At 61.7% G+C, this 15,045-nt stretch carries 15 protein-coding genes; 7 read left to right on the top strand and 8 right to left on the bottom strand.

The genetic code is table 11. The features are described 5' to 3' along the window. Window positions 1-22 precede the first annotated feature (22 nt). The 5 genes from ACSMXN_RS06565 to ACSMXN_RS06545 all read right to left on the bottom strand — a co-directional run bounded on the left by ACSMXN_RS06565 (window position 23) and on the right by ACSMXN_RS06545 (window position 5,580). On the bottom strand, window positions 23-976 hold the full coding sequence (locus ACSMXN_RS06565) for an ABC transporter permease (RefSeq protein ID WP_081649197.1): 954 nt from the start codon (window positions 974-976) through the stop codon (window positions 23-25). Between the two features lie 67 nt (window positions 977-1,043). After that, the gene (locus ACSMXN_RS06560; protein WP_027139649.1) at window positions 1,044-2,618 is read right to left on the bottom strand and encodes an ABC transporter substrate-binding protein; all 1,575 of its coding nucleotides are present in this window, start codon (window positions 2,616-2,618) and stop codon (window positions 1,044-1,046) included. 206 nt (window positions 2,619-2,824) lie between these two features. Beyond that, window positions 2,825-3,673, bottom strand: coding sequence for an ABC transporter permease (locus ACSMXN_RS06555; protein ID WP_027139650.1), 849 nt, complete (start codon window positions 3,671-3,673; stop codon window positions 2,825-2,827). Beyond that, window positions 3,670-4,623 (bottom strand): ATP-binding cassette domain-containing protein, encoded by a 954-nt coding sequence (locus tag ACSMXN_RS06550; RefSeq protein ID WP_196811341.1) that lies wholly within the window; start codon window positions 4,621-4,623, stop codon window positions 3,670-3,672. The genes ACSMXN_RS06555 and ACSMXN_RS06550 overlap by 4 nt, the downstream gene beginning before the upstream one ends. Before the next feature lie 312 nt (window positions 4,624-4,935). Next, a complete protein-coding gene (locus ACSMXN_RS06545; RefSeq protein WP_022914176.1) occupies window positions 4,936-5,580 on the bottom strand; it encodes a GntR family transcriptional regulator in 645 nt (214 codons plus the stop codon). A gap of 311 nt (window positions 5,581-5,891) precedes the next feature. Here ACSMXN_RS06545 and ACSMXN_RS06540 point away from each other — a divergent pair, with 311 nt between their 5' ends. Beyond that, complete coding sequence (locus ACSMXN_RS06540) at window positions 5,892-6,884, top strand: NAD(P)-dependent oxidoreductase (RefSeq protein ID WP_022914177.1); 993 nt, start codon at window positions 5,892-5,894, stop codon at window positions 6,882-6,884. Further along, window positions 6,881-7,873 carry a Gfo/Idh/MocA family protein gene (locus tag ACSMXN_RS06535; RefSeq protein WP_022914178.1) on the top strand — a complete coding sequence of 331 codons (993 nt, stop codon included), beginning with the start codon at window positions 6,881-6,883 and terminating at the stop codon, window positions 7,871-7,873. Before ACSMXN_RS06540 ends, ACSMXN_RS06535 begins: the two co-directional genes overlap by 4 nt. Here the strand turns inward: ACSMXN_RS06535 and ACSMXN_RS06530 are convergent. Then, the gene (locus ACSMXN_RS06530) at window positions 7,844-8,560 is read right to left on the bottom strand and encodes a TetR/AcrR family transcriptional regulator (RefSeq protein WP_022914179.1); all 717 of its coding nucleotides are present in this window, start codon (window positions 8,558-8,560) and stop codon (window positions 7,844-7,846) included. The two genes, ACSMXN_RS06535 and ACSMXN_RS06530, sit on opposite strands and share 30 nt — an antisense overlap. A 244-nt stretch (window positions 8,561-8,804) precedes the next feature. Between ACSMXN_RS06530 and ACSMXN_RS06525 the strand changes: the two genes are divergently transcribed. Further along, the gene (locus tag ACSMXN_RS06525) at window positions 8,805-10,661 is read left to right on the top strand and encodes an ABC transporter ATP-binding protein (RefSeq protein ID WP_022914180.1); all 1,857 of its coding nucleotides are present in this window, start codon (window positions 8,805-8,807) and stop codon (window positions 10,659-10,661) included. 37 nt (window positions 10,662-10,698) lie between these two features. Here ACSMXN_RS06525 and ACSMXN_RS06520 read toward each other — a convergent pair whose 3' ends face one another. After that, window positions 10,699-11,442 (bottom strand): class I SAM-dependent methyltransferase, encoded by a 744-nt coding sequence (locus ACSMXN_RS06520; protein WP_196811342.1) that lies wholly within the window; start codon window positions 11,440-11,442, stop codon window positions 10,699-10,701. 210 nt (window positions 11,443-11,652) lie between these two features. On the opposite strand from ACSMXN_RS06520, the gene ACSMXN_RS06515 reads away from it, so the two are divergent. The 4 genes from ACSMXN_RS06515 (at window position 11,653) to ACSMXN_RS06500 (ending at window position 14,642) form a co-directional block, all read left to right on the top strand. Then, on the top strand, window positions 11,653-12,126 hold the full coding sequence (locus ACSMXN_RS06515; RefSeq protein ID WP_022914182.1) for a universal stress protein: 474 nt from the start codon (window positions 11,653-11,655) through the stop codon (window positions 12,124-12,126). A gap of 172 nt (window positions 12,127-12,298) precedes the next feature. Continuing rightward, window positions 12,299-12,946 (top strand): HD domain-containing protein, encoded by a 648-nt coding sequence (locus tag ACSMXN_RS06510; protein ID WP_022914183.1) that lies wholly within the window; start codon window positions 12,299-12,301, stop codon window positions 12,944-12,946. A 36-nt stretch (window positions 12,947-12,982) separates the two neighbouring features. Next, window positions 12,983-13,411 (top strand): CBS domain-containing protein, encoded by a 429-nt coding sequence (locus tag ACSMXN_RS06505; protein ID WP_081649199.1) that lies wholly within the window; start codon window positions 12,983-12,985, stop codon window positions 13,409-13,411. Window positions 13,412-13,862: 451 nt separating this feature from the next. Then, a complete protein-coding gene (locus ACSMXN_RS06500; protein ID WP_196811343.1) occupies window positions 13,863-14,642 on the top strand; it encodes a DUF4352 domain-containing protein in 780 nt (259 codons plus the stop codon). A gap of 38 nt (window positions 14,643-14,680) precedes the next feature. Here ACSMXN_RS06500 and ACSMXN_RS06495 read toward each other — a convergent pair whose 3' ends face one another. Beyond that, window positions 14,681-15,034 carry a hypothetical protein gene (locus ACSMXN_RS06495; protein WP_022914186.1) on the bottom strand — a complete coding sequence of 118 codons (354 nt, stop codon included), beginning with the start codon at window positions 15,032-15,034 and terminating at the stop codon, window positions 14,681-14,683. Window positions 15,035-15,045 lie beyond the last annotated feature (11 nt).

Genomic DNA, 15,045 nt, shown 5'->3' with positions numbered 1-15,045 from the left:
GCCACGTGCTCGCTCAGGCGCCTCATGCGCGTGCTCGCAGCCGAGGAGTGACCAGCACTACGGCCAGATCAGCGAGCAGGTTGATGAGGACGCAGGCCAGTGCGAGGAGCACCACGATCGTTTGGACCACCGGCACATCGCGTTGGCTTACCGCTTGGATCAGCGCGTACCCGATACCGGGGTATGAAAACACTGTCTCTACCACGACAATCCCGCCGGAAAGGAAGAGCAACGTGAGGGCTAATCCCTGAATCATCGGAGCGAGCACGTTTCGCAGGGCGTGGCGGAAGATGACCTGCCGCTCCGGCAGGCCCTTCAGACGTGCCATCATGACGTAGTCGCTCTGCAGCACGTCGATCATGCTTGCCCTGACCATCCGCAGCGGATAAGGGATCGTGGCCAGCACGACCGTGATGGTCGGCAGAACCGTGAGCTTCAGTTGCGACCAGATCGAGGCGTCCGGGTTCAGAACGCTGGCCGCGGGAAACCAGTGAAAGACGTTGGTGGCCAACAGATAGATAACCAGGACGCCGATGGCGAAGCTGGGTATCGCGCTCAAACAAAGTGTGAGCACCGAGATCACGTTGTCGGCAGCGCGGCCGTTGCGCACTGCGCTGTAGGCGCCGATGACGATGGCCAGCGGCGTCGTAACAAGCATCGTGAACAGCGTCAGCACGGCGGTGTTCACCAGGTGTGTCTTCACAATGGTCGAGACGTTCAGGCTCGACACCAGCGAGGTCCCCCAGCTACCGGAGAAGAGCCCGCTGACCCAATGCCAGTATTGGTACGCAACAGATCGATCGAGTCCAAGTTGCTTGGTCAGGATCTGCAGCTGCTCCGGCGTGCTGTCGTGGCCCAGGAGCTCGACGGCGGCATTGCCCGGTAGCAGATGGATAGCGACGAAGACGAGGACCGATATGAGCCAGACCGTGACCAGGCCGGTCGCAAGCCGCTTGAGGACCATCGTGCGGATCATCGTTGCTCCTCGGCCGAGCTCTGTGGCGGCCTGGTGTCAGACATCGAGGTATTCAAGAAGGTGATCCCTACTTGTAGGAGACCAGGCGATAGCGCCAGGCCCCTAAACTCCACCCGTTCGAATTGAATGGTTGGAAACCGGTGAGCTTCGGGCTATAAGCGTCCACATTCTGCTTGAAACTGTGAATGATATCTGGGCCACTGTCGTAGAATCGCTTGAGCAGTTCCCCTGCGAGTTCATTCTGCTTAGTCACGTCAGTTTGCCTGAGCAATTGGTTGTAAATAGCCACGCCGCCGGCATCGTCCCAATGGCTGTCGTTCAGTCCACCGCCGGCGAGGAAGCGGCCTGAATAGCCGGTTCCGATAATGCCCGCTGCCCAGTACCCGTTCGTGAGAGGCCAGTTGCCGAAGTTCGCGTCGTAGGCGGTCGGGGTGATGTCGTTGATCTTCACCGTCACACCGGCTGCAGCGGCCTGCTGCGCAAAGACTTGGGCCGAGTTGACGAGGTCACCGTTCTCGGGTGCTGTGGTGAACGTGACGGTGAGGCCCTCGTGACCCGCCGCCTTCAAAAGGCTCTTTGCCTGGTCGATGTCCTGATGGCGTTGCGGCAAGGACGGATACCCCGGGTCTGCCGGGTCCGGCATGTCGTTGCCGATACTCGCGTAGCCGCTGTACGCCTGCTTGACCATCGCGTCTCGATCGACCATGAGCCGGAACGCCTGCCGAACGCGCACATCGTTGAAGGGCGCCTGATCAACCCGCATCGTGATCGGCTGATAGAACCCAGACTTGGTGATCATCTGTTCGAGGTGAGCGCTCGACAGCTGACTCAACAGCGATGGATCTATGCCATCAAGGGCCTGGATCTGACCCGATAGGACAGCGGCAGTGCGTGAGGTGTTGTCAGCGAAGTCGATGATCTGGACCTCATCAAGGTACGGCTGGCCCTCGATCCAGTAATTCGGATTGCGGACGAAGACGCTGCGCGATCCGGGTGTGAAGCTCTTGAACATGAAGGGGCCGGTGCCGACTGGCTTCTGGGGATCGAAGCCCTTCGGCAGGATGCTGGTTGATGCTGAGCCCCAGCGCTGGGCGAAGAGTGCGTCCGGCGACTTCAGTGTGAACTGCACCGTCTGTGCGTCCAGCGCCTTCATTCCAGCCGGATCCACAGCGGAGAAACTCGTGTGAGCCTTTCCGAGGTGGTTGGGATCGAGAATCCGCTGCATCGAGAAGATGAGGTCTTCGGCCGACAGCGTCTTGCCGTTGTGGAATTCGATACCCTTCTTAAGCCGCACTGTAGCCACGGTGGCGGCAGCGTTGAGTTCGATCGATTCCGCCAGGGCATACTCCTGGTGGTATGGCAACGTCCCTTCGAGATAGGTCAGGCTGTCGTAGAGGTTCTGGCAACGCTGCTGGTCCATGTCAGTACTGCTCTGGTGCGCGTCAAGGGTGTCCTTGCTGCTGCCCAGACTGCCAACAATGAGCGTGCCTCCCCGCTTGGGAGCGCCCGCCAGCCCACTCGAGCTCGACGAAGTCGAAGGAGTGCCGCCCGATGATTTTCCGCCGCACGCTGCGAGCGTCAAAACGCTGAGGGCACCGATCCCGCCAGCCAGAAACGTTCGCCGATCCAAAGAATGAGACACCGATTTGCCTTTCAGATGACGCGCGAATGGATCCGCGAGTGGTGATCGAAGTATTTAGACAGATATTAGAAATTCGCTATTTCGCGAGGGTGTGCCAAACGTAAACGATCCGTTACGTCCACAGGGGATTCGTACTTGAGTTTGTTTGTTTTGGGCGCGATGAAATTGCGAGCTGTGAGTACCGCCTGCAAATATTTCTTTCTTGATTAACCTCGCTGATAACGCTGCACTCCGAGGTAGGTGAATACGACGACTAGACCTCCCGTCCACAGCACATAGTGCTCGAACGGTGTGCGCAGCGGGCCGCCGACTGCGAGCGACCGAGAGAGGTCCACGGCCGATGTCACCGGATTGATGGTTGCGAACACGCGGATCCAGCTCGGCAGACTTGACACCGGCGCAAAGCCCGAGCTACCGAAGACAAGTGGCAGAACTGGCGTTATCAACAGGGTTTGCGCTGTTTCCGGATCGGAGGCGATCAAACCGACCCACGCCGAGAAGGTTGTCACCGCCAGGCCGAAAATCACGATCACAGCCACCGCGCCCACGGCCCGCAGCGGCCCCTCACGGAACTCGAATCCAACGATCGTGGTCGCTACGATCACGAGCACTACGGTCTGTAGACCTATCCTCGCTGTGTCACTGAGTGTTCTACCGATCAACACTGCCGATCGAGCAATCGGAAGCGAGCGAAACCGGTCGTTCATGCCGGAATCCGCATCATAGGAGACGGAAACTCCGGTACGCATTGCCGTGACCATAACCGCCTGGATCAGGACGCCCGGTATGACGAATTCCCGGTACGACAGCCCTGGAACCTTAGCGACATTGTTGAAGACATAGGCGAACATCATCATGTTGGTGAGCGGCTGCACCACTGATAGCAACAACAGCTGTCGATTGCGATAGAACTTCAGCGAGTTCCGGTAGGCCAACGTGGCGATGTTGCTCATCGTGGTGCCCAGGCTCAGCTTTGGCACGTTCGGAACGGGCGGATTGAGTATCGCCGTACCTACGCCGCCATCGAGCACCCGGCTCGTGACCTCGCCCGTCATGCGTGACTCGTCAATGCCGCGAAGACCTCATCAAGCGAGGCCCGGCGCAGCTGGATGTCTTCAAGTCTCAGGCCCGATGAGTCGAGCAGCCTGACCGCATCCACCACAGACAACGAGCCTGCTGGCACCCGCACCACGGCCTGCGTCATCAGGTCCTGGATTTGTCTGGGCGCGAGCGACTCGACCTTCGCGCCGACGCGCTCGGTCAGTTCTGCCACTGCCCTGGCAACCGTGTTTGCCTGATACGCGCTCAGTTCAAGGACGTCACCGCCCAGATCGGCCTTGAGCTCGGCTGGAGTTCCTTGGGCTACAGCGCGTCCACGATCGATCACGGTCACATTGTCGGCAAGGCGATCGGCTTCTTCGAGGTACTGCGTGGTGAGGACGATTGTGGTTCCGGCATCCTTCAGGCTGCGCACGACCGTCCAGAGCTCCTCTCGACTCGGCGGGTCAAGCCCGGTCGTCGGTTCGTCCAAGAAGAGCACCTCGGGCGAGAGGACGAGACTTGCGGCGAGGTCCAGCCGCCGACGCATGCCGCCCGAGTAGGTCCGGACCAGCCGATTCGCGGCTGCGGTGAGCGAAAACCGTTCCAACAGCTGATCGGCACGCTGTTTGGCCGCGACTCGTCCCAACCGGTAGAGGCGCCCGATCATCACCAGGTTCTGCCGGCCAGACAGGTCGCCGTCTACCGCCGCGTATTGACCGGTCAACGCGATCACGGACCGCACGCTGTGGGGTGCGCTTGCCACGTTGTATCCGCCGACAATCGCCTTGCCCGAGTCTGCGGTGTCGAGCGTGGTAAGGATCCGGATCGTCGTCGTCTTACCGGCGCCATTTGGCCCGAGAACTGCTCCAACCGTGCCGGCCGGTACAACGAGATCAAGGCCATCGAGGGCTCGGAAGGCGCCGAAGGACTTGTACATGCCTTCGACGAGTACGCCGCGATCCACTAGCAACCGCCCAACTGGCGCGGCGGCATCACGATGCAAGCCTTGTGGATGCGCACCAGATCGATCACAGCTCGCGTCGGACTGGCGGCGTTCTCGAGCCGACAGAACGGCCTTCTAGCCATGCGATCTCCCGAACAAGAGTTGGGCGGCGAAACTAGGGTGCGCGGCCCTCAGAGGTGAGAATGGATTGTGCATAGTTTACTCGGACTGAGACTGCCCTTGATCAGGCGATACCGCAAGAGACGAAACAAACTGCTTACAAAGCGCTGACTCCGGTTATACGTATACGGGTTGCCGTAAGAGGATTCAGAGTCAGACGGACGCTGACTCCAGGTCGGCCGCACCCCGCGATTCAGCTTCAGCCAGATCACTCTTGAGTAAATTCAGGATCGGCTGGCAGTGCTCGCGCAGAACCCTCGCAGCCTCTTCGGCGTCGCCCGCGCGCGCAGCCTCGACCAACGCCGAGTGCTCGTGCTCGGACTGAGGACGCCGGCCGGCTATCCGCCGACTGTCCAGCGGGACGTGCAAGGCACTGAGGGTCAGTAACTCGGTCAGCAAGGTTATGGCGCGCTGCCGGCCAGAGGGCCTTGCCAGCGTCAGGTGCAGCTCGCGATTCAGCAGTGGATACCGGTTGCCGGCCCGCAGCATCTTGTGGCAGATCGCGTCAGCCTCCTTCAGGGAATTCTCGTCCATGAGGGGTACCGAGTGAAGGAGGTTGTCCGACTCGACGACGATGATCAGTTCCTGCATTTCGATGCATTCCTGCACCGTCAGCTTGCGGACCACGACACCGCGATGCTCGTCGATCTGGACCAGACCTTCGGTTGCCAGCGACCGGAACGCCTCGCGAACCGGGGTCGTAGACAGACCCAGTTCGGCAGCGATGTCGACCTGCCGCAACCGGCCGCCTACCGGTACCACGCCCGTGATGATGCGCTCCCGCAAGACATCTGCCACCCAGGACTGAGCAGTACGGGAGGACGGCGCGTAGTTGTATCTAGCATCTGAGGCGTTAACGGCGCACTCTCCTCTCCCCTGAGCTGGCTGCGGTCGCTGGGTGTCGACCCATTGTGCATCATCAACTGTCGCTGCGCCATGGACGCGCGGGGCTCCGGCTAGCCTGAAATGAGACGAACGTGTTAACGATCGGGCGCCGTTGTAAGGCATATGTTTCAGCGCTTGCCCTCGCAGCGTCGAGTAGGGAAAGCTCCGTGCTGAGAACTATGCACAATCCACAGTCGAGCTACAACTGATCCTAGGAGCAACTCGTGGCACCCACGGTATTCGTCGTCCAGCCGATCCCAGAGCCGGCGTTGGAGGCGCTGCGCACGGTCGCTGACGTCGAGGTATATCCCTACTCCGACCGGATGGTGACCACCGATGAGCTGACCGCTGTGGCCCAACGATGTGAGTACATCTTCGCGATGCACGAGACGATGATTCCGGCCGAGGTATTCGGCAGCTCGTCGATCTTGAAGGGGATCATCGTTGGGGGCCGTGAAGTTGCGGACATGATTGACGTCGGCGCCTGTGAGCGGGCTGGGGTCACGTTGATCCACACCGCGCCGGACAGCCACGGCGCCAGCCGCAAAGGCAACGCGAAGGCGACGGCCGATCTGACGCTCGCTCTGCTGCTTAGCGTGGCATACAGGGTCGCCGAGGCGGACCGCTACACCAGAGCCGGCGGCTTTCGCCAGGAAATGACGATGGACCTGATGGGGCTGGGATGTACCGACAAGGTGGCCGGAATCGTCGGCATGGGTCGGGTCGCTCGCGAGCTCGTGCCACGCCTCAAGGCTGTGGACATGCACGTCATCTATACCAAGCGGACGCGGCTGAGTGCGGACGAGGAACGAGAATTGGGGATTGAATGGGTGCCCGAGCTGCCCGTGCTCCTCGAGCGCAGTGATTACGTCACGATGCTTGCCAACTACAACGAGTCGACCCACATGTTGATGGGGGCCAAGGAATTCGCCCTGATGAAGCCCAGCGCATATTTCATCAATCCCGGCCGCGGCCGACTCGTTGACGAGCCGGCCATGATCGCTGCCCTGCAGGACGGAACCATCGCCGGAGCTGGTCTCGACGTCTTCTGGGCCGAGCCTCCGGTCACCCACGATCCGTTCGTGCCGACAGCGCTTCGCAAGCTCGACAATGTCGTGCTGACCCCCCACAACGGTGGCGCAACCTGGGACTCGCGGACCCGCCAGACTCTCGGCATGGCAGACTCGCTGGCCGCACACCTCACGGCACTCGCATGACTGCGGCAGTGGTTGGGGGGCAGCTGTCAGACCACCCGCTCACATGGGGACTCATCGGGACCCAAGGCTACGCGGAGAAAACCTGCGTGCCGGCGTTCGCTGCGAACGAGGGCACCGAGTTGGTGGCTGTGGCGAGTAGTTCGGCCGAACGGGCTGTCGAGTTCGCCGACGCCCACGCGATCCCACGGGCCTACGCTGCTGTGTCGGACCTCTGCGCAGATCCCGACATCGCCGCGATCTGGATCGCCTCAGGCAGCTATCTTCATTTCGAACATGCGAGCTCGGCGATCGCTGCGGGTAAGCACGTGCTCCTGGAGAAGCCACTTGCGTTGACCTCGAGCGAGGCGTGGCAACTCGTAAAGCTCGCCGCGCAAGCAGACGTGATCCTGGCGACCGGCTATCAGGCTCGTTACGTCCCATGCCATCAGCGCATGCAGCAACTGATCGCCGATGGTGAAATCGGGCAGGTGGTCACAGCCCGTTCGCTGTACGGCATGAGGCGGGTGGGCGCACCTCGTACCTGGCGCGGTGAACAACGTAAGGCACGGTGGGGCGTGCTCGCCGACATCGGGACGCACCACATCGACTTGATGCGCATGCTGATCGGCGAGATATCCGAAGCCGTCGGGTACTCAGAACGCCAACGTGGCTACGAAACCGAAGACTTGGCCGTCGCATCGTTCCGATTCGGCAACGGCGCGCTCGGGTCGATGACAGTCACCGGCAATTACTACCGACCGACCACAATCATGGAGGTGGTCGGCACCGAAGGTGCGGTGATCGCTACCGATACCTCGCCGTCTGGTCAAGGGACGGCCGTGCTCGTCCGCGCGGACGGTTCTCGCACCGACATTACCGGCGAGACGCCGTTGTCGGCTGTTGAGCAGCTGCGCACAGTCACTCGCGTGATCGGCGGCGCCGACCTTGCCTACGCGACCGGCGAGGACGGCGCTCGCAATCTAGACATTCTCGAGATGATCGCACCCTGACGCCGCGAGCAGTGCCGCTGCCTCGCACACCGCTTCGGTGACGAGCTCAGGTCGGCACGCCAGTACGCGTAGTGCGCCAACAGCGACCACTCTGGCCGAGGTAACCGAGCGCGATCTCGCGGAGCTTCGGCCCGCGGTCTGACCGTCCTGAACCACTGAAGTGCCTCCCACAAAGGCGAAGACCAGTTCCGTCAGCATCTGTGCCGAGCAGGTAGGCGCGAAGACGCCGCTCGCAACACCGGCGGCGATGTACTCGCCATAGGCGGCTCGCAGCTTGTCACGGGCCGCCCGAAACTCGGCAAACCGCTCGCTACGCAGCTCTGGCAACTGGTAGAGCCCGCTCGTGTTGAACGCATCCCGTCGAGACGTCGCCGCGTCGAAATAGCTTTGCGCATAAAGCTGGATGTGCGGTGGCTGGACCGATCGCTGCAGCACCTCCGCAAAGGCGAGAGCGTGCTTGAAGGCGTCCGTCAGCAATCCAGCGAGGATATCTTCCTTACAACTGAAGTGATAGTAGAGCGACGCCTGCCTTACCCCGACCATGCGAGCGATGGCCCGCGTCGAGGTCGCGGCGTAGCCGTAATCGGTGAACAGCCGCCCTGCTGCGCCCAGTATCTCTCCTCGGAGCGAAGCACCAGTTCGACAATGTGCCGTCAGTTGCTGGCTGTTTGCGGTCGAAAGGATCACAAGATCAAGATACCTCGACTAGCAACCTCCAGCACCCGAGTTTTCCCTTTCGGTGCCGATCTGACCACGACACGGCTGATTTTCTGTCGGTCAATCGACAGGTCGCAAAGATCACCCGACGTTCTCCCATCTCGCAAAGGCGTTTCGGGCTTGACGTTCACATGCGGTTAACTCAAGTGACATTGGTAGTAACACGATTCTCGTACGCTCAAAGCTGTTTACCTGCCAGCGGGAGATGAGACAGATGGATCGACAGACCGCGACGCTGACTCGCAATGATGAATTGTTGAGCATCGAGTCCCTGACTGTGCGGGTGCCAGGCCCGACCGGCTACGACATCGTCCGGGACGTGTCACTGAGCCTTAGGCCAGGTGACGTCCTCGGGCTCGTTGGGGAGTCCGGTTCCGGCAAGACCACGCTTGCGCTTGCTTTGTTGGGTTTTGCCCGGCCCGGGACAGAGATAACGGGATCGGTTCGAATCGGCGGCACCGATATCATCGCCGCAAGCGATACCGAGCGCAGGCGAGCTCGGGGCCGATTGGTTTCTTACGTTCCACAGGATCCAGCCACGGCACTCAACCCGGCGATGCGGATCGGCGCCCAGCTCGACGAGATGTTGGCCGTGAGCCGCCGGGAGCGCCGCCAGCTGGATAGATCGCGGATCAGTGAGCTGCTCACGAAGGTGCAGTTACCGACATCCGAGGAGTTTCTGCGGCGTTACCCGCATCAACTTTCCGGCGGCCAGCTCCAGCGCGTGAGTATCGCGATGGCTGTGCTGAACAAACCTCGGTTGATCGTCTTCGACGAGCCGACCACCGGGCTCGATGTCACGACCCAGAGCCGCGTGTTGGACACCATCCGCGACCTGATCAGCTCGGAGGATGCTGCGGCGATCTACGTCACGCACGATCTGACGGTGGTCGGATCGATTGCCAACCGGGTCGGGGTGATGTATTCGGGAATGCTGGTCGAAGAAGCGCGGACCGAGGCGGTACTTTCCCACTCTGCTCATCCGTACTCGCGGCGCCTTGTGCTCGCGACACCTAGCTCTCGCCAGCGACGCGAGCTGGTCGGCATTCCGGGCACGCCGTTGAGCCCGAAACACCGAGCTGACGGTTGCCCGTTTGCACCGAGGTGCACGTACGTCGAGCAGCAGTGCTTGGATTCCATCCCGGCCTTGGTGTCTACCGGAGTCGACCATCGCTCGCGTTGTCGCCGAGCCGAGTTTGTCCAAGGCCATGCCGAAGGTGCTCGGCCGTCATCGGCGCTGTCAGGCCGCTCAATCTGGCAGGAGCGCCGGCGCGAAGATCGTCTGAATGAGATCGCTCCGCTGATGTCCGTCTCGGGTGTCACGGCCTCGTATGGCACTCATACCGTGCTGCACGACGTGAGCCTGTCAATCGGTGAGGGCGAATGTCTCGCCCTGGTCGGTGAATCTGGCAGCGGCAAGACCACCCTGGCCAGGTGCGTGAGCGGAATTCACAACGACACGATCGATGGCACCCTGGAATTTCGCGGCAAGCCATTGGACTGGCGGGCCAAGCATCGCCGTCCGGCTGAGTTGCGGGAGATCCAGTACATCTTCCAAAACCCGCACGCCTCGCTGAACCCACGGCACACCATCGGCCGAATCGTCGCGCAACCGCTGAAGACGTTCGACCTCGGTGGTCCATCCGGTGATCGACGCAGCCGGGTACGCCAGCTGCTCGAGCGAGTTGCGCTACCGCCTGACTACGAACACCGTTACCCCAGCCAGCTGAGTGGGGGTGAGCGGCAGCGCGTCGCTATTGCCCGCGCGTTGGCCGCCCAACCTCGGCTGCTGGTGTGCGATGAGATCACGTCCTCGCTGGACGTCTCGATCCAGGCGTCCATCCTGGAGCTACTTGGTCAGCTCCGGCAGGACACCAACCTGACGTTGCTGTTCATCACCCATCACCTCGGGTTGGTCAGGGCGATTGCCGATCAGATCGTGATTCTCAACCGGGGTGTGGTGGTCGAGCATGGCGCGGCTGCAGCGATCCTCGACGCTCCAGCCGATCCGTACACGGTCGAGTTGCTGGCGAACACCCCGGTGATGACATCAGCCCGGGCAGTCAGCTAGCCGATGGTGCGATTCGGCTAGCCGACTGGCTGGTCTGCTATCGCTTGGTGGCCCGGACGATCCTCAGCTGGTAGGGCATTTCGACCAGCTGATCGGGGCCCACCGCTATTTCGTCGACAAGCTTGTGAGCTTCGATCAGCACTCGCTCCTTGGCCTGTGCAGATGCAGTCGCCACCCAGCTCCAGGTCGATGTCAGCGTCAGAAAGTCCGCTCGATCCAGCCACTCCGAGTTTGGGATATGCGTCTGGGTTTCACGTTCGAACAGTTCAACCATCAACGGTTCCGGCGGCAGCGCCAGGGATGCCTGTGATACGCCGAGAACCCGCTGATGCAGCACGTCCTCCCAGTTCGCTTCGGGAGGATTCACGTTCGTCATGATCGCCACGACGCCGCCCGGTCGCAACACTCTGGCGATCTCGATATCGGCTGTGGGCCGATTGAACCAGTGAAACGCCTGACCAACGAACACAGCGTCGAACGAACGCGACTCTGTGGGTATCTGCTCGGCGAAACCGTGGTCCACCGTCACGGTCGGCAAGGCCTCCGCCAGCACTCCAGCCATCTGTTCGTCCGGCTCGAGCGCCATGATCGCAAATCCTCGTCCGAGCAACTTTCTGGTCAGCAGGCCGGTGCCGGCACCGAGATCCAACGCGCGATTCACCACGACCCCGTCGAGGGCCCAGTCAACTGCGGCATCGGGGTAGCCCGGCCGGATACGATCGTAGATCTCAGCCTTTGTACCGAATGAAAGTGCCATTTCTTCTTGGGGAGCTTCAGTCATTGCGGAAGCGTACCGCCGCATTATTACCTTTAACTACATGTGGATACTCCGATTTCTGGGGGTTTCATATGACGCCCTGACGGTCCGGCACGACGTGCGCACCCCGATCCTTCACGTGCAGATTCGGCCCTGGTTGCGTACGGATGCAACGGCCCTCATACCCTCATAGCAGGGTGAACGACCGCTTCATTGCGCCGCGAAGGAGAAGACGTGACCACCGATCAGGATGCGCACTCACAAAACCGCGTCGTCGTAGGAGTCGACGGATCTGAGGCCAGCAAGCACGCCCTTCAGTGGGCGCGGTTCATCGCCCAGGCTGCTGGGAGCAGCGTTGAGGTGGTTGCGGCCTGGGAGCCCTTCACCGCCGCCGGATGGCTCGGCGCCGGCGGGGTGGCCATGCCGTCCGATTGGGATCCGGCACACGACGCGGAGCAGATCTTGACCTCGACGATCAATGAGGTCTTCGGCGAGGATCGTCCTGCCGGATTCCAGCTCACCGTGCGGGAGGGCAACGCTGCGCAGGTTCTCCTGGACATCAGCAAGGGCGCGCGGATGCTCATCGTGGGAAGCCGCGGCCACGGCGGATTCAGCGGTCTGCTTCTGGGCTCGGTAAGCGCCGCCTGCGCCGAACATGCCACCTGCCCGGTACTCGTCTTGCACGGCGATACACCCCCGCCCAGCTAGCACCCAGCCGTCTTCGCGGGTGGTGGCTCCTCTGGCCAACGCACGGAGCGCATACCCGCTGACCGGTAGCGGGGTTGGCTGCCTGCCGGGCAGACCAGAGAGCGCCGATGCGACACCGTGGGCATAGCGCGACAGGGTGCAACGATCATAAGGGCAAACCTGGGAGGCAGCGATGTCTGCGAGTGAACAGAATCCGGCGGGCGTGGCGGTACCGGACACCGAGCTCGCCCGCGATGCCACAGCGCTGGTCCGCGATGCCAGCACGGAAGTCATCTACCACCACTCGCGTCGGGTGTTCTGGTTTGGCAGCCTGCAGGGCCGAAACCGGGGCCTTAGCTTCGACCCAGAACTGCTGTACCTCGGAGCAATGTTCCATGACCTCGGCCTGAACGAGCAGTTCCGCCATAGCGGGCGGCGCTTCGAAGTCGACAGCGCGGACGAGGCGCGACGTTTCCTTCAGAGCCGAGGCGTCCCCGAGGACAGCATTCGCAGGGTCTGGACAGCGATCGCCTTGCACACCACGCCAGGAATCCCGGAGTTCATGGAACCCGAAGTCGCGCTGGTCACCGCGGGCGTGGAATATGACGTACTCGGCGTCGGATATCACGACATCAGCGACGCGGACCGCGCCCAGATTATCGCGCTACACCCCCGCCCTGACTTCAAGCGCCGCATCCTGCAGGCGTTCACCGAAGGCATCGCGCCCAAGCCGGAGACGACCTTTGGCAACGTCAAGGCCGATGTTCTTGAGCGATTCGTCCCCGGCTACCGACGCGTCAACTTCGTCGACATTATCGAGAGCTCGGACTGGCCCGAGTAGCCACGCCAAACCTCAGACACGGAAACAGAGCAGAACATGACGGAAACCAATGCACCGCAACCAACATCGGCCGCGACGACGGTCGCACAAGTCATGCGGCCACCGGTGATCACGATAGAACCCAATGCGCATGTGGGGGCAGCCGCCTACTTGATGAAGCACGCCGGGGCAACAGCGCTCGTTGTCGTCGATGACGAGAAGTCCAAGCGACCATTAGGCATCGTCACCGAAACCGATATCGTCCGCATGGTGGCAGATGGCCAGGACGTAGATGAAGTTCGTATCCGTGACCTGATGACCAAGAGTCTGACCGTACGCCGCGAGACGACCAACCTCGGCGACGCGGCCCGGACGATGATGGATGGCCGCTTCCGTCACTTGCCCATCGTCGAAGACGGGACAGTGGTGGGAATGGTCGAGATTGGAGATGTTCTCGCCGCACTCGTCGGCACCTCGAAATCATGACGGAGACCAGTCCAGTTCACGTCATATCTCGCAGCCAATCGCTTGCCTATCTATGCGATCACGCTTGCTTGATCAGGATGCATCGCTTGAGATCGAGGGCACACAGTGTCTGACGAGGCCTTGCGCAACCTGATCTTCGGCTGCGGCGCATCAGGATCGGGAGATCGCGCACCCCGATGACTGACCTGCTGTCCTCGTCGGAAGGTTCATCGGTCGGAGTCGGCGCCAGTGGACAATCAGGAGATCCGCCTGCACCCATGTTCGAGGCTTCTCGGTTTTGCTACCGACGGGCGTGTGAGTAGTGAGCTGATCTTCGCGATGGGGCACTGTGGCGCCACTCATCGGCAACGGACCATCGACTTCGGCTTCCGTGTGGGTGACGGATTACGGTTCCACAGTGATTCGAGGCCATCACTGGTTAAAAGTATGTGTGGTGTGCCATGCTCCGCCGGTGACCACACCTCCCGTCCCGCCAGCTGGCTGGTATCCATCCGACGCGCCTGGTACCGACCGGTGGTGGGACGGGCAGCGATGGACGAGCAACACGCAACCGTCAGTTCCACCGATGATGCTTCCACCCATCGTCCCCTCCACTCCAGGCGTGCCTATCCCCCAGCCGCCGGGGCGCAAACGGAAGCTCTGGCCGTGGTTGACCGCGGCGGCGGTGGCCGTGATCGTCGTGATCGCGGTGGTCTCAGCAGCCGCAAGTTCGAACGACAATAAGGCGTCCGTGAAAGCCAGCGACACCACGGCCCAACCGTCGGTACCCACGCTGACTGCTCCAGTCGTGGCAGACACCCCCACGCCCGAGGACAGCAGCACGCCCCCGGCTGGTCCGCAAACGGTCGCCGTTGGTGCGTCGATCGACATCACGCAGGGCGACTCCAGCACTAATACAGCTACATACACCGTCTACAGCGTGAAGACGAGCGCCCAAGCCAACGATGACTACAGCCACCCGGAGCACGGGCAGTATGTCGTCGTTGACGTCGGTATCAAAGGGACCGCCGGGTCGGTCGACTACAACCCATTCGATTTCAGCCTTCAGACAGCCGACACGCGAGTCTGGCAACCCACATTCGGACCCTTCGACCCCGCTTTCAACTCCGGCACCGTGATCGCTGGGCAAGCCGTCCGCGGCAACATGGTCTTCGATATCCCTGTCGGTGGGCACGGCAAGATTCAGCTCGACGGCGGAAGCAACGGCGTGATCTGCACCTGGCAGTACTGACGAGTTCGCGGCGAGTGGATCACGGGATCACGCCGCAGCTATTCGGCGAAGTTCAGTAAGATTCGCCGTTTGATAACCACGTTGAAATCGAATCGCCGCAGGGCAGCCTCTAGGGAACTTCGCTGCCACGCATTGAACACGACGCACGTTGGTTCCCCCGTGGGCACGTCAAGAAAGAGCACCGTGTTCTGCCAGGGTGGGACAAGGCAATGATTTACCCTCACCGTGGACGCACGATGCACCAGATGAGCCGCCCGCTCGCCGGATAGCGTCGAGTTACCCAGGTCGAGGCATATCTCCCGTGCGGCAATCGTCAGTCGGCCCATTCGTGTCATTCCGACGCCCGCGTGGGACGGCCGCCCAGCGAAGATCACCGGATCGGCACCGCTCATGTTCGTCGGCC

The sequence above is a fragment of the Parajatrophihabitans canadensis genome, from assembly GCF_053764775.1.
The sequence above is the reverse complement of the archived record's forward strand: the minus strand, read 5'-3'. Positions and strand labels throughout refer to the sequence as shown.